This is a genomic window from Pseudomonas sp. LBUM1645 (assembly GCF_059716185.1).
This window is the reverse complement of the sequence record NZ_CP166811.1, coordinates 5,976,666-5,996,887: the sequence shown is the minus strand read 5'-3', so window position 1 is coordinate 5,996,887 and position 20,222 is coordinate 5,976,666. Positions and strand designations below refer to the sequence as shown.

Annotated in this window: 15 protein-coding genes; 5 read left to right on the top strand and 10 right to left on the bottom strand. The window is 49.2% G+C overall.

The window, feature by feature from the left end; all coding sequences use genetic code 11:
• Nucleotides 1-572: 572 nt before the first annotated feature.
• The 5 genes from ACA079_RS27205 to ACA079_RS27185 all read left to right on the top strand — a co-directional run bounded on the left by ACA079_RS27205 (nucleotide 573) and on the right by ACA079_RS27185 (nucleotide 6,191).
• Entirely contained in the window at nucleotides 573-1,769 is a 1,197-nt protein-coding gene (locus ACA079_RS27205; RefSeq protein WP_497701581.1) for an N-6 DNA methylase, read from the top strand.
• A 16-nt stretch (nucleotides 1,770-1,785) separates the two neighbouring features.
• Nucleotides 1,786-2,670: a phosphoribosyltransferase-like protein gene (locus ACA079_RS27200; RefSeq protein WP_497701580.1), complete on the top strand. Its 885-nt coding sequence runs from the start codon at nucleotides 1,786-1,788 to the stop codon at nucleotides 2,668-2,670.
• Nucleotides 2,671-2,672: 2 nt separating this feature from the next.
• On the top strand, nucleotides 2,673-4,619 hold the full coding sequence (locus tag ACA079_RS27195; protein WP_497701579.1) for an ORC-CDC6 family AAA ATPase: 1,947 nt from the start codon (nucleotides 2,673-2,675) through the stop codon (nucleotides 4,617-4,619).
• Nucleotides 4,620-4,705: 86 nt separating this feature from the next.
• A complete protein-coding gene (locus tag ACA079_RS27190) occupies nucleotides 4,706-5,512 on the top strand; it encodes a hypothetical protein (RefSeq protein ID WP_497701578.1) in 807 nt (268 codons plus the stop codon).
• Nucleotides 5,513-5,522: 10 nt separating this feature from the next.
• Complete coding sequence (locus tag ACA079_RS27185) at nucleotides 5,523-6,191, top strand: dUTP diphosphatase (protein ID WP_497701577.1); 669 nt, start codon at nucleotides 5,523-5,525, stop codon at nucleotides 6,189-6,191.
• A 1,490-nt stretch (nucleotides 6,192-7,681) separates the two neighbouring features.
• On the opposite strand, the gene ACA079_RS27180 is transcribed toward ACA079_RS27185, so the two are convergent.
• The 10 genes from ACA079_RS27180 to pglZ all read right to left on the bottom strand — a co-directional run bounded on the left by ACA079_RS27180 (nucleotide 7,682) and on the right by pglZ (nucleotide 20,210).
• Nucleotides 7,682-8,038: a DUF6572 domain-containing protein gene (locus ACA079_RS27180; RefSeq protein WP_497701576.1), complete on the bottom strand. Its 357-nt coding sequence runs from the start codon at nucleotides 8,036-8,038 to the stop codon at nucleotides 7,682-7,684.
• 10 nt (nucleotides 8,039-8,048) lie between these two features.
• Nucleotides 8,049-9,245: an S-type pyocin domain-containing protein gene (locus ACA079_RS27175; protein WP_497701575.1), complete on the bottom strand. Its 1,197-nt coding sequence runs from the start codon at nucleotides 9,243-9,245 to the stop codon at nucleotides 8,049-8,051.
• A gap of 538 nt (nucleotides 9,246-9,783) precedes the next feature.
• Nucleotides 9,784-10,464 (bottom strand): hypothetical protein, encoded by a 681-nt coding sequence (locus ACA079_RS27170; protein ID WP_497701574.1) that lies wholly within the window; start codon nucleotides 10,462-10,464, stop codon nucleotides 9,784-9,786.
• A gap of 95 nt (nucleotides 10,465-10,559) precedes the next feature.
• Entirely contained in the window at nucleotides 10,560-11,063 is a 504-nt protein-coding gene (locus tag ACA079_RS27165) for a hypothetical protein (protein ID WP_497701573.1), read from the bottom strand.
• 57 nt (nucleotides 11,064-11,120) lie between these two features.
• Nucleotides 11,121-11,399 (bottom strand): hypothetical protein, encoded by a 279-nt coding sequence (locus ACA079_RS27160; protein ID WP_497701572.1) that lies wholly within the window; start codon nucleotides 11,397-11,399, stop codon nucleotides 11,121-11,123.
• 746 nt (nucleotides 11,400-12,145) lie between these two features.
• Nucleotides 12,146-13,051, bottom strand: a complete 906-nt coding sequence (locus tag ACA079_RS27155; RefSeq protein WP_497701571.1) for a hypothetical protein — start codon at nucleotides 13,049-13,051, stop codon at nucleotides 12,146-12,148.
• 265 nt (nucleotides 13,052-13,316) lie between these two features.
• Nucleotides 13,317-13,982 (bottom strand): hypothetical protein, encoded by a 666-nt coding sequence (locus ACA079_RS27150; protein WP_497701570.1) that lies wholly within the window; start codon nucleotides 13,980-13,982, stop codon nucleotides 13,317-13,319.
• A gap of 656 nt (nucleotides 13,983-14,638) precedes the next feature.
• Nucleotides 14,639-15,100: a hypothetical protein gene (locus ACA079_RS27145; RefSeq protein WP_497701569.1), complete on the bottom strand. Its 462-nt coding sequence runs from the start codon at nucleotides 15,098-15,100 to the stop codon at nucleotides 14,639-14,641.
• A gap of 431 nt (nucleotides 15,101-15,531) precedes the next feature.
• Nucleotides 15,532-17,571 (bottom strand): protease Lon-related BREX system protein BrxL, encoded by a 2,040-nt coding sequence (gene brxL / locus ACA079_RS27140; protein WP_497701568.1) that lies wholly within the window; start codon nucleotides 17,569-17,571, stop codon nucleotides 15,532-15,534.
• Between the two features lie 14 nt (nucleotides 17,572-17,585).
• Nucleotides 17,586-20,210: a BREX-1 system phosphatase PglZ type A gene (gene pglZ / locus ACA079_RS27135; RefSeq protein WP_497701567.1), complete on the bottom strand. Its 2,625-nt coding sequence runs from the start codon at nucleotides 20,208-20,210 to the stop codon at nucleotides 17,586-17,588.
• Between the last annotated feature and the right edge of the window lie 12 nt (nucleotides 20,211-20,222).

The window sequence follows — 20,222 nt, the reverse complement described above, 5'->3', positions numbered from 1 at the left end:
AGAGCTTATCGAGATAAGGTCGTAAAGGGGCTTGATGCTCCTAGCCACGAAACCAGTTCTATCAGCTCGTGGATGAGTAGATCCGAGGCGTCCGTCGGGATATTGAGGAGAGCTTCCAGCCGTATCCGATAGGCTTCGTAAGCATTCTCGCCCATAATTTCAGCAAACATGAGTCACCATTTTTAATTCGGCTCTGCCGTGTAGCATCCGGCATTTCGCACCGTGAGTCGGCGAGTTGGTGAGGAGAATCGAATTATCGCTATCGGTTTTGGAAGCTGACAGATAGGTAGCATTACTCGTAGCAAAATTCTGGAATGGTGTCGATAGCATTGCGACTAATCTTGACGGCGTCAGCCAAAATGTCCGCTGTCAATCGGGCGTGAAGATGCTTATAAAAAAGCCGTTTGATAGAGGCGTATATGAGACAGGGCACAATATGTTCCGTCATGGGATTGCAGCCTTCCTCCCCCAAGCCTTAACGAAAGTGCCTTGCCCAAAAAACACTACGCTGAATAGTGAAGCAAACATCACCTACCATGTAACATGCAAGCTTTCCAAAGGGATTTCGCCGAATGCAGACGCAAACAAAGAAGAAGCTGCACGGCCAGTACTACACTGAATCGGCCTACGGCGACCTTCTTGTGAATCGCTTTCAAGAAGATGCTGTGTCTGTTGCCCTTGAGCTTGGGGTCGGTGGCGGAGCCCTTCTATCCGCCGTCAGTGGCCGTTGGCCGGAAGCTCGTTGCGTATCAGTCGACATCGATCCAGCACATACACGTCATCCACCTCCAAGACCTCTCCAGCATTCCCATTATTGCGCGGATGCCTTGAATCTGGAGCTGGATGAGGTTATTGGGCTGTGCAGTGGAGTTGCTGATTTGGCTGTCTGCAATCCTCCATTTATTGCTGCGGAGTGGAAATCGTCGTACTCCACGTTACTCGGCCGTGCGGGATTTCCAATGCCGAGCAAAGCCTTGAGGGTTGGCGCGGATTTGCTATTCTTAGCTCAAAATCTTTGGCTTTTAAAAGATAAAGGTCAATTAGGAATTATAATTCCAGCAGGGATTATTTGCGGCGACAGAAATACTATAATTAGAGAAGCATTACTTGCGCAGCATTGTGTCACTGAGGTTGTAGAGTTGCCTGGAAATGCATTTAAGGGTACAGAAGTAAAAACCTTTATCTTGAACCTTTCTAAAAACAACCCAAGCACGGAAAATATCGCGCTACTTCGCTGCAACAAGGGTGGTAGTGTGGAGGCTCCAATTTGGATCTCGCCAGCTGAAGCCGTTAATCGGATGGATTACAGCTATTATGAGTGGAGAAACAGCAGCAAAGTAGTAGCGTCCAAGGGGGAGCCACGGAGGCTTGAAATTTATCGAGGCGGTATATCAACAAATCAAGCTCGCGCGTTAGGGTGGAATGTTTTTCACACTACAGATCTGAAAGACCAACTCCAGTCTGGTGAAGTACATTTTGCAGAACATTTTAGCAGCGCCGCTACAATCGACGGTAAAGTGATCGCCAAACCTGGTGATATCTTAATACCCCGCGTGGGTCGAAACATATCGCAAGGGATCAATCTAGTAAAAAGTGGTAGCGCGATGATTAGTGATTGTTTGTATGTCGCGAGGTCACAAGATCGATCTCCTGGTGAACTCTACGGCGCGCTAACATCTAGTGAAGGTAAAGCTTGGTTGCAGGCACACATACACGGTGCATGTGCGCGTTTCTTAACAAAGGCCGACCTTATAAAATTCCCCCTCTAGACCGAGGCGAAGTAACATGGACGTATCAACCGATAATACGAAACTGAAGGAAGTTATACGTAAGCTATGTGCAACCAAGATACGCACACCCCTTACTATGGAGCGCGTAAGAACATGGTTAAAGCAGTTTACTACTCAGGAAGAGCAAACCCTTGCCCTTCTGATTCTTAAGAATCTAATCTATCGTACCTCTGCTCAGATAGAGTCATGTCTCCGCCAAGCACTGAAAGAAGCAGTGCTTCATTTTGAACCTCCTAATAGCTCCGAAATTACTTACGACTGGCGTAGTGTCCTAGCAAATACTCTTCCAGTGCGCAGCGGTAAATTTTTCTTTTTTGCTCCTCCAATTATGGATTCGCTCGCAGCACCTGGAAAAAGCGGCGAGCTAATTGCGCGCTTGCTGCATTCGAACTTCGGAATAAGCCGAAGCTTTCAGACATATTGCGAAGACCGATCACTCGCCGAAGACGAATACCTGTTGATTGTTGATGATGGATCATTTACAGGTACGCAAATTTCGGATGTCTTAAAAAATTGCCGAAACCTTATGCGTGGACATCAGCGTGGCGGCATTGTCCTTTCTATAGCTCATGAAGAGGCGATAAAGCGCCTCAATATCGATTTCCCGCAAGTTAAAGTTTTCTACGGGGAGCTACTGACTGAGAGAGACAACTTCAGGCAAGTTTGCAGTTCATGGGTAACCAACAAACTTTGGCCCTACGAACACATCGATCCTCACGATTTGTATATGGATGTAGCAAAACGGGCGGAAATGTCTGACGCTGCTGCGGGATGGGGTAAGCTAGGGTTAATGGTAGTTTACGAGCATGGTATACCAGATAATACTCTTCCTCTGCTTTGGCAACGCTCTAGTAAGTGGGAGCCTCTTTTCGAGAGATAACTATGCAACCAATAATTGATCATTCAATACTTGCTAAGACTCGCGCTGAAGAGCATCCTGCCGATGTGTGGGGGAAATTTTTTGTCCCCCCTTATTTTGACTCGCTGTCTTTGAAGGGCGCAACAAAATCGACTTATTTGGTAGGTAAGCGAGGCTGCGGCAAGACAATGCTGCTGAAGTACCTAGATTATCATACTCTTTTTTCACACAACAGAATCACGATTCCTTCTGATGAGATTAATCATATTGGAATATATTGGCGTGTAGATACTCAGTTTTGCAATTCGATGAAGTTAAGAGGGGTTGAAGAGGCAGAATGGATAAATGTCTTTAATTGCTATTTTTCTCTCGCAATAGCCGGTGAAATTATTCGGTCGTTAAAGTGTATAGCATCAAGCTCATACGCCGAATTTACCTCCGATGATTTCAAAAATATGAAGCTTCCTTCTTCGGCGGACTATTCTTTTCCTACAGACCCGGTCGAACTTGAGAGGTTTCTAGACAAAACCCGTAAAAGTTTTAGCCTATGGATCTCCAATTTATCATCTGCTCCCAGGCCTATACTTCCTCCCGGTAAGGATTTTCTAGACTCGCTAATTGCGGATATAAGGAATACACCAGGTCTTGAAAAAAGTTGTTTTTATGTCTACGTTGATGAAGTAGAAAATCTTGTTGCTTATCAGCGGCGCGTCTTGAATACATATCTACGGCACAGCCAGCAGCCATTAATTGTTAGCTTTACATCTAAAGAGCTGTCTGACGAGAATGGTACTACGGGCAAAGAGTCTATAAGCGCTACTAATGACTACAACCTCTGTTACATTGACAGTCTTATGGACGATACCGAGCGGTCTTGTTTCTTTGCTGAAGTATTTCTAGCAAATCTTGACCTTGCAGCGGGTGAATCCGATTCCACATTGTTGCGTTTAGTACGCGACCAGAATTTCTTAGAAAGTCGGCGTGAGAAAGCTTACAAAGATGGCGTTCTCGATACAATTAAGAAAAGGTTTCCTACCAAAGAGCACAAACAATTTGCGGTTGAGGCATTTGAAACCTCCCGGATTTCCAATATCTTAAGGGATCGTATAGGTAAAGCACTTTCCAAAAAAACCACCACGTTAACGGTAGATGACTTCTTTGGAGCGGAGTTTCCAGCCGAGGCCAAAGTAGTGCTTCCAGCTTTGCTTAACCGAAGTACCAATTCGCCAGAACTTGTTTTGTCTCAGCTAATTAGCTATAGCAATAAAAAGGTTAGTAAGTTTGACAATTGGATACATAACAATCTTTTCGGTTCGCTTCTTGAGTTGTATAGGCCATATCGAACTTTTTGCCCGCTCTATAGCGGGTTTGATACATTTATCGCTATGTCAAACAAAAATTTACGTCACTTCTTAATACTTTCCTATAAAGTTTTGGAAATGTCAGAGCTTGAGGATGAACCCGCTGATTCTTTCTCCATAGAAATCCAAGCTCGGGCGGCGTATGAAGCAGCGGATCAATTGATTCGAGAAATCAAAACATTTGGCGAATTTGGCGAACAGTTGCGTAGTTTTGTGTTGCGTTTGGGTAACATTTTTAGAACACTTCAATCAGCTCCGAGTATGAGTGAGCCCGAACAAAACCAATTTACAATAAACTCTGGTGAACGATCACTAAGCGATGAAGAGATGCTTTTCATTTCAGAGGCACAGAAATACGCGATTTTAATCGAAATGCTAGAAACAAAAGCCAAAAGCTCCGTCAGTACTGATATTACGGACTTCCAGCTCAACCCCATATATTCTCCATACTTCATGATTAGTTATCGCCGGAAGAGGAAAGTTGATTTCTCAATTGAGAATTTCCATACTTTGGCGATGGGTACTGAGGACGAATATAGCGAGCTTGCTTCGAGCCTGTTTAAAAAAACGGAACAGCAAGATGACTTTCAGCTCGGGCTTGAGCTATGACAGCAATAAGAATATTCACTAGTCGGTTCAATGACGTAAAAGACGTAGTACTTCCAAATGACTGCATTTTATTTCATGGAAAATCTTTGGATGACAGAGGAGAAAATGCTCTTTCACTTGACAAGTCTAAGACTGCAAGAAAACTAAAAGTTTCCTATTTCCATGAGACCATGCGATTAGAAATTGGTGATGAAGAAGTAGATGCAGACAATTGCGACCCTGTTTTACATCAATACATATCTGCGCCGATAGTTTTTGAAGCTACTACCTTAGGGCTTGCAGAGCTATTCTGCACAATGCGATCCGTGATAAGCCTGGGAGTTAAGAAATTTGATGTGCTTTACGGTGAGCCAGTTGATTACACCCAAGAACGCCTCGGCGGCGAATCTTTCGCGCTTTCTAACAAGATAGTTGGATATAGGCCAATCCCCAACGCAGTGGTCGACTTATCGAGCGATAGTGTGGAAGCAGGAGTGTTTTTTTTAGGGTACGAACCTGAGCGGCTTGAACGCGCATTAGAGGAGTATCAAATGATTGCCTCTAAAGAGATTAAAGTAGTATTCGGCGTTCCGGCGTTTAAACCAGGCTGGGAACTAAACTCCTTTATTCCTCATCTGCCGAGTTTAAGCGACAAGTCTTTCGATATTGCGTACTGCGCAGCAAATGATCCTAGTGCCGCTTATGAACTGTTGGAGAAGACTAAAAACTCTTTGGGGGCAGAGTGTCAGATGTTTGTTGCTCCCATCGGAACTAAGCCATGTGGAGTGGCCACAGCATTATTCGCCAGTTTAAATCAAAGCCAGGTAGGAATTTTGTATGATCACCCTGACAAAAAATTAAAACGATCGCGGGGCGTTGGTACGTGGCACAAGTTTACGATTGTTATTCTATGAAGGAGTTTTCATGAATCTGACTAATCCAAGTGTAAGCCAAATTGAAATTATGCTTGATTTACAGTTCAAGCTTAATTCTCTGGTTGACCAAGACTGGATCGCCAAACGCTTTCCATATCTGAGAGCGGCTTTTGTAGAATCTGCTGAGGCCTTAGAACACTATGGATGGAAATGGTGGAAGCAACAAAAGCCTGATATTCCTCAAGTGCAAATTGAAATCTCCGACATTTTACATTTTTATCTTTCTGATATTTTGCTGGATACTGGTGGTGACATTAGATCTGCGGGTCTGATAATGCTAGATGAATGCGGTACCAAATCAAAAGAAATTCGAATCGATAAATTAACATACGATACTGAAACAGTTGATGTGCAAACTCTTTTCGAGATGCTGGCGGCAACATCTATTCTCCGACAAAGAAATTTCACGGTTTTTCAAAGCCTAATGCAAAAATGTAATTTGGACTGGGATTCTTTGTATGTAGGGTACGTGTCCAAAAACATCCTAAATATCTTCAGGCAAAATAATGGCTACAAAGAGGGTTCATATATAAAAATCTGGGGCGGTAGAGAAGACAACGAACATCTTTATGATATCGTCTTAAGCCTAGATGCTTCTTCTCCGTCATTTTCAGAAGATATCTTTACAGCCCTCGCAAAGAAATACAAGGCTGTTTGATAACGAAAAGTGGCCAAGTTCAACGTGGCCAGGGTGAACCGTTGTTCGATGCCGAGTTCTATCTCAGCGCGATTCAAGAAGGGGCACGAAACGACCGCTATCCAACAAACAGGTGTGCGTAGCATTCTCGCTTTCGAGCTGACGCTAAATTTGCTGAGTTTGAAATAGCATTGGCAGGTGCCTTCTGGTGAGAGTTATATGCTCAGGAAAGGAAGGTACTATGGGACAAGACAACTCATTTATCTCAGTACGTTACATCTGAACATGCGCCTGCGGCCCTGGTGGCATTTACCACGCGATTCCTGATAGCTTCTATAGTTGTAGCCGTCGCTGGTCTTCCATACTGATCGAAGGCTATTCGATCTACAGTCACGGGGGAGCCCGACGAAAGGGTACTGACCGATGTATCTTGAGCCAGATCTTTTGGCCACGAGGACATCTGAAAGACTGCTGCACCTGAGCAACTCACGCGAAGAGGGGGCTTTATCGGTGATGTACTTGTTGGACTAAAACCCTCGACAGGTACCTCGTCCTCGTACACGAGTCCGACGTACTAGGAGTTTCGATTTGAATCCGTGCTCGGTGGCCAGCGAAGTTCGAACCGAACAGGAACGTCCGTGTCCTTAGGAAGCTTCACTAGAGCAACAGCAATGCTGTCCGCATCGTTAAACCCCGTATCAGCTGAAAGTGCGACCCAGGCTCTTGCTGTATCACGTAGACCGGAGTTTCTCAAGATAATCGTAGTCGCATAGTCTCTCGTCACCCGGTCAGAATACGAGTCTTGCTTTTTTTCGTACATGAACGTCTCTCCAGAGAGAACGGAGATCGAGGGGTGGCCAAGCGCGATTTGGTCGTTATATATCTTCTGAGCGAAAGCCTGTGAAGCTTCGGCGACCTTGTTTGCGCTCAGTGCGGCCTGCCACGTATACAAAGCGGCGATTGCAGACGCAGTCGTCGCTGCGAGTGAAAGGACGCCCGAGAATCCCGCGCTGGATACGACCCGCCAAAAAAAATGAACGAGCCGAACAGTAGCCCGACCAATAGCGAATACGCCAACTCGAAGCGCCTCCAATCTCAGTTGCCATTCCCAAGAAATATTCACGTTAGTGCCTTACAACCGGATTCGACGTTATATCGGCAGAATACTGACCGGCTTAATTTTTAAGCGAAGAAAAAGTCGACATAATCGTTTGCCCCCACCTCGACTGGTGCGACTTGGGTAGGCATCTACCGATGCGACTGCAACTGACTGATCTCACTCGCCTGCAGGCGCCGGCAATACTGAGGATTTCAGTTTGTGCTAAATCCCCAGCAAAAACGGGCTACTGGTACAATCCCCATCGCTTGCTCACATCCTCAGTTTTACCGCCGTGCAGGATGACAGTCCTTAGGTGTGAGCGAGCAACCATCTTACTTTACAGCCCGAAACTCGGGCGTTTGCAAAGGTGCTCGGGTTTCGGGGCGGAGGCTAGGCCTGGGATTATCGCCGGTCACATGTTGCGAATGTCTTCGTCCGCTTTAAGCACGAACTCAAATCCGATTCCCACTGCCTTTAGTGTCTGGGCAACGCGGTCAACGAAGAACTCGGCTTGCTCTGGTAGTTCGTACAGGCCATTAATGCGGATGATGGGTAGCTTGCCTTTGGATGGCGGATAACTCTCCAGAATCTCGCCGCTTTCAATGAAGGCAATGTAGGTGTTGATTTTCTCTTGAAGCAACAACAGGTGCTCGCCCTGTTGGGCTTTGTCGCCCCATTCGAGGTGGTCAGTAATGACCAGAATTACGTTCTTGGGCTCCCACTCTGGTACGGCAATAATATCAACGACTTTCGTTTCTACGATGGACATATCTGCTCCCTCAGAGGGTCGGATCAGGTCGAAGGATTTCGACTCTGGTGGGGGGAATCTTGGTGCCTCCGGGGAAGCCGGGTTTACCTTTGCCTACAACGGTTGCACCAGTTTTTTCAATTTCCGGGAAGGCTGCTTTCTGATTTTTGGTCAGTGGTGCGGTATCAGATGACTTGCATTCAACGCATGCAATCTCGCCGTCAGTGTCTCGCCCCACCAAATCAATACGCGTCCGAACACCACTGTCCGTTTTAACCGTGACCTCACGGACGGCTTCGGGCTTGGTGTCGCTGAATTCCCCATAAGACACGTCTTCAAAGGTTTTGCCCTTCTTCTTGTTCTTCTCTAGCTGCGTGCTGAGCACAATGTAGATTGGCTGAATGCCCGAATGAGGGAACCAGATAATTGCATCTTGGAACTCAGGCGGATGCTCTGGACTCGCCAGCACGGTGTCAGATTGTGCTGTGGGTGGGTACACCCACATAGGCGGTAGCTGTGGAGCACCTTCCAGTGTTGGGATGCCCAGTACACCATCAGGGCTTGCCGCTGGCGTCCAAGTAAGCCCAATCCCGTTGCCGATGTCAGCAACAAATCTCTCACCGTCTTTCTTGCCCTTGATGACGCGGACATTTTCCCACTCCGTTTTGCCGCCCGTGTAGAAACCGTAAGCGTTAACGGAGCCATCCGGTAAGTTCTTCACGTTGACACGCACACGCGTGCGGCCGGTATCAAGCGTTGCGTACTGCTCGCTCTTGTAGAAAGCGCTATCAGGCGAAATGCTGGTGTTCGGCATTAGTAATGCAACAGTGCCCAATGCAGCGCCGGCCGAAACAGCTGTTGATCCTTTCAGCAAAATGAGTGCGAGTGATCCGCCAAGACGTTCAGCAATTGCACTGCCAGTAGCAGACCCGCCTACCAGCTGCAGTGGGGTGCCTTGCGCTGTAATCGCTGCCCCGGTGCCAAGCACCGCCCACAGCCCATAGTCGGCCAGTTTCTCAACAGGCACAAATCCGGCTGGTTTCTTGTGGTTGATTGCACCGTCAGGAAGGTTACAGCTCTTAGCAAACACGCAGCCTAAGGGGGCGGCTTGAGCGTCTGTCTTCGGTGAGAGATCTTTGTATTCCGCCCAATGCTGGGCATGAGTTTCAACAGGTTCAACGCCGCTGTTGCGGTAGCCCTTCGGCGGGTTTGGTACGTATCCACTCACGTTGAGCTTCCTTCTCGTCCTTGGGAATCCCGGCCTGAGGCTGGGGTAGAATGACGTTACCGGGAAGTTCAAGCGCTGGCTGTAGGACAACTCCTAATTGCATCGCTAAATGTTCCCGCGTTCCATGTCGTTGATGGGGGCGAATGATAACTGAATTGCAAGTTGCCTCGTCGCCGATCTGCATTCGGAAAATGTCAACGTTGCCTAAACCGCTTGTGGGCGAAACGACTGTCAGCGGAATTTAGATTACCCATCGCTAGGATTACCTGGAGTGACCGTAAACTAAAGGAGGGGGTGTTAGGGATGGGGGGCAAAATGGGGTAAACAGTACGCCAAACAATGCTATTCAATGTCAATAATGCATTTATGCGTGCGTCTGGAAAGGGTGTTGAAACCCATGAAAACATGCGGGGTTGGGGTTCAACGACCGGAATACTCCAGCACAATCGGCGTGTGTTCGACCGAGTGGCAAGAACGCTCCACAACCCTTAGCTGCCAGTCAAAAGGAATCGGCTGCACTGAATCTAATGGCTGAGTTTCATCTACGAAAGAGCGCTACGAAGGAAAGAATTACCAGTGCTGATACCAGCCCGCCACCGATGCCCAGTAGCTGCCGATCCAGGCGATCATGCTTTTCCGCAAGCGTCGTGAGCTGCTGGTCCAAGGAATCAACCTTTCTCTCTTGGTTATCCAGCATTGCAGGGATTGACTGGATCACCGCTGTGTTATCAATCACAGGCTGACTCGGAGATTGCTCGACTTTCTGGACTGAGGCAGGAGTGAGGGTTGGCTCTATGATCGTTTTGTCACCCTCAACAGCAATGATGCTGCCACCTGCACCAGCGCATGCTAGGTTGATGAATGTAGACATCGATTTCAGCACGTCTTGGCCGATTTTCAGTACGGCTACTTTGTCCCATCCAAATAGCTGTGAGATCCATTCGATACCCTCGGCTGGAATTCGATCGAATTGGGACTCGACAGCAATTGCATAGATCATTGGCGAAATCACTGCGATCCCAACAAGCAGAAGCCCTTTCGTCATCCGCTTAAGCGGCATCCGAATTACCAAACCCAGCATAACGACGGAAGCCAAAATCAGGGTGAAGCCAGCCACGACCGGTTGAGCCATAAGAACGGCAAGATAGATAGAGCCGAAAAAGCCAACGAGGGCGGCAACCGCCAGCCAGAGCAAATCAAATGAACGAATTTTTTTCATTGGTTGAAATCTTGGTATTGGTAATTGGGATGCAGACATTAGACTTTTAAAAAATAGTCTTACGTTCTTACCTTTCCCGCGAGGCAGTCTTCTTTCTAATTAGAAATTCGTCCGAAAATCAAATTATAAATATTTTTTTGAAGGCTTCGAAAGGGATTCTTCGTCTTCTCCCACTCCTCTTTCAGGAGATACCTGGATTTCATAACTGCGATGCCAGCCAAATCGCGCCAACTACTATACTGGCGATTTGGTACAAGCTTTGCTGGGTCAAGGAGATTTATCAATGAAACTAACAAGTCATTAGCTTCTCCATCGTCCGGCTTGAACCTTAACTCAATTCGTCGTAATACGTGGAAAGAATCGTATTTTATGCGATCAAGTCTCATTGATAGTTCCGCCTTCACTTCTTGATCTGGCTCACCATTGAAGACCAAGTATAGATCAATCCATTCATGGGCTTTACTAATAAACTCGGAAACATCCTCCCTTACTCCATCAATCCATGCTTGCCTGAATTCCGAAATTTTCAGTTGGCGCGCCATTAATGCTACAAGAATTGCAGCCACCACTGTTGCAGCTATAGTCCAAATTGACGGCACTATTCTTACTCGATTTAAGAGAATATTTTCAACGCGAGTGACAATCGTCGGTTTCGATCAGTGCAGGTTAGCTTTATTGTAAGCCCCGACAACTACCAAAATTTGACCCTCTTGAAGATACTGTGCACGATTTGCATCTAGTGACACTCTGAGATTCGATGTAATTTCCATATAATCTCCTTCCAAGGGCTTGCCACCCTGTTCGAATCCAATCGTCGACGGTTTCGTATGTCCTTCAATTGCTTTTAGCACAGTATCAACGTCATCACCGTGGACGGTTCCCGGTCGGAATCCATCCTTGAGAAAAATCTGAATGTGTCGGCTTGAATTGCTCATAATACTTGTCCCTGTAAGTAGGCTATTGCCTGTTCGTAAATTTTGACATGTCACCATCTAGCTCGTAGAAGTCCACGATATCAAAACGCCTTTATGACGTCCACCGTCAGAACTAGACTCTGTACGAAAAAGTAATGTTGCAAACACCTCACAGAACAAACCATTGAGCCAATCGTGGCAAAGCATCTTGCGAGCTTGTAGGCGCACGTGACGATGCGGCGGTCTTCGTTCAGCCAGTCGACACAGGGCTACACGTTGTACAGCTCAACCCCCGAAGCGCTTAGGAGGTAGCGAATTATCTCGGTTCTTCGCTCTAAATCGCCCCTGAAGACCTACACTTACACGACTGCTGCTTTTGACCGGAAATAGACCCAAAGCAGAAGATCCGCTTTTGGCCAGGGCTGTGTGAAAACGCATACGCGTTTGGAAGTCTGCGTTACTACGTAAAATCTGCCATCGTTTGGTGAATTCGCCGGCCGGAAATTTGCGTATAAACGTGGTTTTCGTTCCAGTCCTGACTGTAAAATCTGCTGTAAAAATGTTTTCACACAGCCTGGGCCGATAGCAGACGTTACTAAACGAGGTACGATTCTGCTGCTTAGCGCTGCCAAAGCTTGAGAGTAATATTTGATCTGACTAACCAGTTACACACGAAGTCCCTGCATAAAAAGGCTCTCCCCTGTTCAACATGGGCAATCCGTCCATGCGTAAGCAGGGCGCGTCGAGTCGAACACTTAAATCTTTAGCTATTGCCCGCAGGTCAGACAGCTGTCGAAGTCTCCGCCGAGGACATTTCCAGCGCAATCCTTACTAGAGCATTTCCTCCTTGAAACGGTGTATTCGTCATCGCAGACCGGACAATAGATCGTCTTGCATCTCGGCTTAGTAGTTGTAAGTCTTGCGAGTTTATAATCAAAATCGATGTCGCTACTGGCATCGGAATGACATTTCGGACATAAATACCCGCGTCGCTTCTTATCAATCTTAAAGTAATTGGTAACCCTCCCTGCACCCAACAGCTTTATGATTATCGATAACTCCTGACACGCCTGATTCGAGACATACTGATATTCACCCAGCTCAGTTCCAGGTGTAACCTCCAAAGATTCGCGTCGCAGCTTAGCCCAGGCCTCCCTTGGAAATAGTTCTTTATGCATGAACAATAAGGACTCGATAACCTCCATATAATTCACCTGCAGAGAAGCATTCACAGAGTGCATTAGTGAGTTTCGAGTTTCGCGCAGCGCATTAAACTTATCGATAAATACGCTACTAAATTTGGAAGCAGCAAATGAATCGTGCACCTTAACCAGGTCTTGGGCATCGATGGTGCGAAATCTGCTGAAATCCACGTCACCCACATAAGGAGATGGCCACTTTGAAGGTGCATCTGATATCAGAATAAAAGGGGTTACCTCGCAGATGCGACCTTTGATTATGAATTCCAACCCCTGCTGCATGACAGTCAAGGAAGTCGCCAATTGACGCTGAGCCAGCGCCCAATAGTCTTCCGAAACCGCTTTAGTGTCATGCCCCCATTGTTCTGCTTCATGCAACCCCACTATTAGCTTCGCGACGGCATCCCACGCGAATACCAATAATTCCTTGCCGGTACGGTAGAAATCGGCGGCGGAGGGTACGTTCGTTATCACATCAACTCCATTTCTAGGGGCTTGTAGCACGTCTGGTTTTTTGACAGCGTAGACGCTCTAATACCGACTGATCGGGCGTCCGAATGTCTCGCAACATATGCCGCGTGCAGTCAGCCTACCCTATCGTCCCAAGCAGACGTTGGCTACAGTTCTATGATGCTAACTAGGTAGAGCTAGCGCTCTGGCTCAAGACGAATACTAAGCGCCGCATGTCACGCACTTCCGCATTCATGACGTCTGTTTCCGTCACATGCTTGAACACACCTCATCCGTGGACGGACATCTCTTCCTTTGCCGCTGAGAGCACCCCTGAGGGATTGGCCGAGAGCACTTCCTTCGGCCGCTTCCCGCCGAGGAAGGTATTTGGCGATGCAAACCAGAACGCTAGTGCCCACCCATCCTTCATCGTGGCCAACGTCGCGATTACACTCTCCAGCGCAGAAAACGGCCGAAACCCTTGTGCTGGGTCGAGTCCGTAGATCGGGAAATAATCGACCCCTTCATGGCGCAGAGCAAAAATCTTCCCGGCATGCTTCCATTTGTTGGGCTGCGAGCTGGGGTTGCCGGAGCTGAACTGTGCGAGATTCGAGATCTCGTTGGCCGTCACCCAGTCGTTACTTTGAAGGATCTCGGTTTTCGCCTGTGCCAGCATTCGGGCCTCACGCAGCAACGTCGACGGCACCGGCTTCTTAGGAACCATTAGGGAGACGATGGAAGAAATCGTATCGGCAGGGAGGGGGTGAATGTGGACGAAAAATGCCTGGGTGAGCATTTCTACGGAGCATACGTAGGCGTCGACTAGGTCCCGTGACTTCGCATCCACGGTAATGACAATCTTATGCCCAGAGCCCTCCGTTTCTTGAGATGGGGTTTCAATCTCAACCACCAGCGACTCCTGAACGATTTCAACCGTGTCAGTACTGAAAGTCATACCAACCTCCCAAAAGTTATCGGCGCGATCGAAAATCGCCAATACCCAATCTATCCCCGAGGGCTGCTTATCGCAATGACCTTCTGACGGTGGTAACGGTGCCTCCCCGGCTTGGCTGAGGAGGGGGCTCATGGAGTCGGCAAGTGAAAATCACTTTTGAACTGTCATGGAGGAAACCTTCCCTCGTTTTGACATTACGATCGTCCGGTTCTTGCCGATTGATGCCCGTCGTGAAGGCCTGCAATCAATCCATACCTGCACCCCAAGTCGGAGAGATTCATCCGACGACTTGATCGGCGCCGCTGATAAGGCACTTTATGTCGCCAAAATCAGCGGAAGAAATTTGAGCGTTATCGCTAATTGATTGACCAAAAAGAGTAAATGAAATTAGGGCGCTTTCGACCCTTACCGGTCCGTCGTAGCTGCCAGATATTTACCCCGCGGACAGTTGAGATATTTGTGTCCATTGGTTCGATCCCTCAGCCGCTGCAGTCCGACTGCGAAGCCGAGTCCAGGTAAGCGAACGAGACTGCTAATAACGGCGTTTTCGTTAAATGCCGCCCCACAGAAAAGCCCGCGCCGGTGGCCTTTTTACTGCCAGTTCCGGCAATAAAATTGAGGTCACCCGGATGAGGTGAAGCCGATCCGGGTGCATGTTAGTCAGGGGTCGAACTCAAATGAAGAGCGTTGATCAAAGCCCTGCGATATCGTAATGGAGTCCCATCGAGTTCAACAAATAACAATCGACTTGCTGCGCTCACCAGTATGGACATTTGTTTGCTGGGTATAGATACATAGCCGGTGAGCTGTTGGTCGTTGATGTAAAGTGAGCCAACGGCCTTTGGTTGCTCTATCAGGCTGTCCAGCCATGGATTTGCAACCAGACGCAGGAGGGCTTCAGGATATTTGAATCCCTCGGGCTCAATCACGCGGCCCATCAAGGTCAAAGTGGCCACTTCCTTGAAGTGACTCTTACTCTGCCATCGATCCGTAGGTCCAGATAAATAGAAGGACCAGCTGAAATCCCAACTTGCTATCTGTATCGCATACCGAGCGTACTGTGTCTCCAACCGAGGGCGGCCACTTTTTTTTGAGCGATTATGCTGGATTTGAGCCATGGCATGCCCCTGTGGACTTGCAGACATCAGGTCACCACTACGCTAAGTTAGGGGAGTCCTAGGGAGATCAGTTGGCTGGAAATTCTAGTCAAAAAATCTTAAGTTCGCGCGGAACGAAAGCAAGCTAATCGCCCGGAGTAACAAGTCCCGCGAATATTTTGTAGTTGCAACTGAATGTACAGGCGGGCACGCTCTCTGCATTTTTAAGAATTATGGATGCAGACGAACCACCGTTTCGTTGGTGATGCGCGTTCCCGTCTAGCGGGGAGACGGGAGGATTGCCTGCATCCTCTTGATGCCCTGAACCAAAAATCAGGCTGTCGGCTCAGCGGGCGAGATTTTAGAAAATTCAGATAGGTGAGCGTCTTCTAGGCTACGCAAGGAGTGTCAGACCTGCGCTCACCTACGTTCAACGCCCAGAACATCCGACCTCAATCCACGCCCATAGCCTTGAAAACCGCGTCTACCGGATCCGCATAAAAACTTGTCTGGAACTTGGTAAAGAGTTCTGCCGGAATAGTAGGGATGTCTTTAGCGCTGCTCATCGGTAGCGATACCCGCTTTCCACCTGCATCGAAGGCGACCTGTAGGCACTCCGCAATGCTTTCAACCGGATTGACACTTCCCCCAAGGCTCATGTCGCCCAGGACCACCATCTGCCCTTGGGCTGGACGTCCAAGTAAGCCGGACGCGAAAGCTACTAAGCTGGCGAGCGCCATATGGGTTAACGGTCCGGTGTTTTGTAGCTCAACCACATGTAGGTGGAAGTCATGGTCGAGGACTTTTGCCGAAGCGCTGATGCGCGATGCATTGGCTTTAAAATAATCGAAAGCAATCTTCACTTGCTCCTTGGCGATACTGGAATTCCAGAGACCAGAGGTTGCCAGCTTTCCGCTGCCCTTTGTGACCTGAAGCTCGATCCGATACAGCCCAGGCATACCTTTACCACTCAAGCCTATGGTATGTATGAAACCAGGCTTACCTGGACCTTCTGGGATGAGGCCCCCGCCGCCTTGCTCTTTGACGGTGACGAAATGCTCTTCGAGTGTTTCATTGTCGATGTAGCTGAAGTGGACATCGTAGAACTCCATGCCCCCAATTTTCTTTAACTGTTCTTTCACACGTCGGCGGACCTGAAGCGCGTACTCGAGACACTGACGTACGTCTTCTTTGGTGAATACATCGTGAGGGTAGAGCAGCTTGAGCAGACCAGACACTGTTTTGCGTACAGCGATCACATCGCGCTGATTAAGGTTGTTACCAAGTTTGAAGTGTTTGTCGATGGCATCCGCGAAGCTTCGTTTGCGCATTTCGCGGAAAAACTCTGCTAGGTAATCGACTATTAATCCATATCTGTTGGTAAAAAATTCCGGGCGCATTTTTGGAATTTCCCAACCAGGAATGTAAGCATGGAATCTGTCGAAAAAGGCTGCGTCGATCATCTGTTCTGGGAACGGCGCCAGCAGATGGCTGGTTTTCACCAGCGATTCAACGCTTTGATTGATATTACCAACGAAGACCATGGAGGCCGAGGCTTCCATTTGCTCACGCCCGCGGCCAAAAGAACCAGAGGCCATGAAATCTTTCATGATCTGCACTCCGTCTTTGTCTTTGAAGTTGATGCCGGCCACCTCATCGAAGGCCACCACATCCCAAAGACCGACCAGGCCTATGCGGCGACTGCTCATGTTGTAGAACAGGTTAGCAACGGTGGTTTGCCCGCCGGACACCAACATGCTGTTCGGCGAGCACTCTTTATAGATATGGCTCTTGCCGGTGCCGCGAGGGCCGAGCTCGCAGACGTTGTAGTTGTTCTCCACGAAAGGAACCATCCTGGCCAAGAGATGCCATTGCACGGACTCATCCAGAGTCGAGGGCTCCATACCGATGGAACGGATCAAAGCCTCACGCCATTGCGGTGTGCTCAGTGCTGCGCGTCCGGCGAACAGCTCCTGCATGTTCATGTTCGGCATCTGGATCGGCTTGAGGAGCGTGACGCCAAAAGGCGATCCCGATTGGCCTTCCTCGTGGTAATAGCTCAGCGTTGCGATCACCCAGATACCGCCCACTAGAAGCTTTTCGTATTCCTTGACGATGCCAGCAGAGATCTCAGCGTCCTTGATGCCGAGGTTGCTGAAAGAGGCTTCGTAGCGGTCTTTTCTTTCATTCAACCGTACAGTGACTCGGTCGATCACCTTGTATGTGCCGCGCTCTCGAACTAGAGACTTGACCTTCTCGGCCTCATCCGGTCGAACATAGTTCTCCGCTAAAATTTTCTTGACGTTCTTCAGGCCCTGTTCGATTACCTCTGAATCATCGGACGCGCAGTACATACCCAGCAAGTACTCAAGCACGTAAACCGGTACGTTCGCGCCTTCCTTTATCAGCTTGGTCAGGTCCTTGCGCACCACGCGACCGGCAAAGTGCTCATTGAGCAACTGATCGAGATCTTTATCCACTTGGGTTTCCATCTAGTGTCGTGCCCTCAAAAAAAGTCGTCGGTGAAGGCCAGGTCAATCGTCACACGGTAGCGCTCAAGCTCAGTGTTCAGATCTTTATCGCGGATCACCAGGAAGTAATCTTTCTGCCGATCAAAGTCGCTGCCTGATAGTGACAGGCGTACCTGCTTAAGGCGCTCGCTCATGGAGTCCGTCACGCAGTCGAACGTGACAACCTCCTCACTGGAGACCGGCTGCTCCGCTTCGTAGATCGCCACAGCAACCGTAACTGGTAGCACTTGCTCGCTGACAGACTCGGTCTGGATCAGGTCAAAGCGCTGTATATTGGTGACCATTTTCAGGGTAGATTTCGGTGAGATCACCCCCACTTTGCGTTTGGTGCGCTTCTCCGCTTTCTCACCGCGTAACTGGTTGACCGTCAGCACAGGAACAACGATTTCCTGAGGCATGGCCCCGCCATGGACGAAGCGTGCACCGCCGACAAAGTGGAAACGATTCGCGCCTTTGGGTATCCAGAACTGAGTGTCCGATGTTGTGCCCGCAGTCTGCTTGGTCGATCCCTGCCAGACATCCTTGGCAGCAGGCAGCGTATGGCCAATGACATAGCGTTTCTTACTTTTTATCGCACTATCCGGCTTCTCTGCGAGTGAGGTTCGATCCGCCGCCTCAAGCTTGCTCTGCTGGAAGAGGAACCCATGATCGGCCGTGATCAACACTGTGCTGGTGTTGAAGTGCATGAGGATCTTGCGGGTCAGTTCGGTCAGCTCCTCAATGGCGAACTCGACGTGGTGGAAGGTATCCACCTCGGAGCCACCGCCCTTATCACTGCGGTCATCGATCACGTTGTGATAGACGTAAACTAGTTGCTGATCCTTAAGCGCTTCACGCCCAGCGTCACGGGACCACTCTTTGACCTGCAGTGCGGTTACGGCCATGCCGCCATGCAGGGAAAGCACCTTGTCGCGAGCAATGGTGTTGCCAGTATTGAGCCCGTCTACGAAAACACCATCACTGCCTTCGCGATACTCCAGCGCCTGGTGTGGCAGCAGGGAAGCCATGCCCAACGTGGTGTAACTCGGCAATACGCCCAGCTGACTATTCAGGCTGGCCTTGCTGTAGCGCTTTTCATTGATGCGTTGGCATAGCTCGACAGCTGCTTCATAGCGGAAGGCATCGCTGATGATCACTACTACGCGCTTGCTGCGATGCCCCTCCAACAAAGGTGCTACCCAACGCTCATAGAAATTATGCTGGTTAGGAACACCGGGTATTTTCCAGTGTTTCAAGCGCTGTTCGGCCTCAACACGGTCGCCCCAAGAGCGTCCGAGCTGATCGAGATACCAATACGCATAGCACTGCTCGACGGCCTCATCGAGCTTCTTCAGCAACTCGACGTGGGCGCGTTGGGAGGCGGCGAAATAATGGCGGTAAGCCGTGTCAAAACGGTACAACTCGCTCTCATAGGCTTTGTACAACGCCTCTGTACTGGCGAAGTGGAAGCCTGCAGCGTACTGGTGACGATGCGTAAACAGGTCGATAGCAGACGACAGCGCCGTGTATAGCAGCCGGTACTTGCGTCGGATCTCATCGTCCTTATGGCGAGTCGCCCAGTAATTATCCAGTCGCTCGGAGATGATCTTCGAAAACAGACCGAGATCACGTGGATCTGCCTCCGGAATAGCTCTGGTCAGGTCGACAATGATCTGCCGCTCGACAGCTTCGAAGGTTGCAACATTGGCCAAGCTCTCCAGCGAGATCTCACCAATCTTCTGGGTGATATGCAGGGCTTCACCGACCCAACCGGAAATCTCATCATAGGCGTGGTAAAAACGTGAGCTGTCACGCCACCGGGAAAGCAGTGCACGTGAAGTGGCGCGAGCGCTGGCTGAGGGAATAACAATCGCTGAGGCCCAACTGGGTATATCGCCGATGCTTTCGCAGAACCCGGTCGCCAACAGTCGAATAAGAAAATGCCCAAAGCTGAAGGGTTTATTGCCACTGATTTCCTCGATGGAGGCCGGATAGCCCACCTCTTCACGCAGGGCCTGAAGCAAAGCCGGTATTAGGCCGAACTTGTACAGCTCCTCGATGACCGCAGGATTTTGCTCAAGACCCAGATCGTCACGGACGGCACCATCAGCCAAGGTGCAAAGCAGCGTCATGACATCACTGCCACTAGCAGCTAGCACAACGGCAATCATCGCCAGATCCAACTCATGCTCGGTGTCAGTTGGTTTGGCCAAACGCTTCAGGCTGGCTAGGCGAGCCTTGCTGCTAAGGAAGCGCTCACGGCTGGCTAGATGTTCACGGAGTACCTGCTGGTGCAAGCCCAGTTCATTGAAGATCAGTGACACCTTATCAGCGTAGAAACTGCGCGAGTACAGTTTGATGTCTAGTAGCCAGTCATCGTTCGCGTCAGGCTCAGCGCAGGGGAAATAAAGCAGGTACTTGCCCTCTGTGTCCTCAAGCTCTAGCTTGAGCTTGGTACCGAAGGTGGACTTCCCCTGCATGTTCAACACCTGCACATCGGATAAGTCGAGTTGCTCCAGCTCGCTAACAAAGCTCTGCTCAGGATCGTACCAGAACACGATTCGGTGATTCTCTGTAAACAATGCCTGCCGCAGGCCTTGGGTGAGCTGTTGCGTATCCATCATTAATCTCAG

Excerpts from the sequence above, each read along its gene's own strand:
- ACA079_RS27170 (WP_497701574.1), bottom strand. The coding sequence starts at position 10,464 with ATGAAAAAAATTCGTTCATTTGATTTGCTCTGGCTGGCGGTTGCCGCC.
- pglZ (WP_497701567.1), bottom strand. The coding sequence starts at position 20,210 with ATGGATACGCAACAGCTCACCCAAGGCCTGCGGCAGGCATTGTTTACA.
- ACA079_RS27180 (WP_497701576.1), bottom strand. The coding sequence starts at position 8,038 with ATGTCCATCGTAGAAACGAAAGTCGTTGATATTATTGCCGTACCAGAG.
- ACA079_RS27205 (WP_497701581.1), top strand. The coding sequence starts at position 573 with ATGCAGACGCAAACAAAGAAGAAGCTGCACGGCCAGTACTACACTGAA.
- ACA079_RS27145 (WP_497701569.1), bottom strand. The coding sequence starts at position 15,100 with ATGGCTCAAATCCAGCATAATCGCTCAAAAAAAAGTGGCCGCCCTCGG.
- brxL (WP_497701568.1), bottom strand. The coding sequence starts at position 17,571 with ATGGAAACCCAAGTGGATAAAGATCTCGATCAGTTGCTCAATGAGCAC.
- ACA079_RS27200 (WP_497701580.1), top strand. The coding sequence starts at position 1,786 with ATGGACGTATCAACCGATAATACGAAACTGAAGGAAGTTATACGTAAG.
- ACA079_RS27160 (WP_497701572.1), bottom strand. The coding sequence starts at position 11,399 with ATGAGCAATTCAAGCCGACACATTCAGATTTTTCTCAAGGATGGATTC.
- ACA079_RS27185 (WP_497701577.1), top strand. The coding sequence starts at position 5,523 with ATGAATCTGACTAATCCAAGTGTAAGCCAAATTGAAATTATGCTTGAT.
- ACA079_RS27150 (WP_497701570.1), bottom strand. The coding sequence starts at position 13,982 with ATGACTTTCAGTACTGACACGGTTGAAATCGTTCAGGAGTCGCTGGTG.
- ACA079_RS27195 (WP_497701579.1), top strand. The coding sequence starts at position 2,673 with ATGCAACCAATAATTGATCATTCAATACTTGCTAAGACTCGCGCTGAA.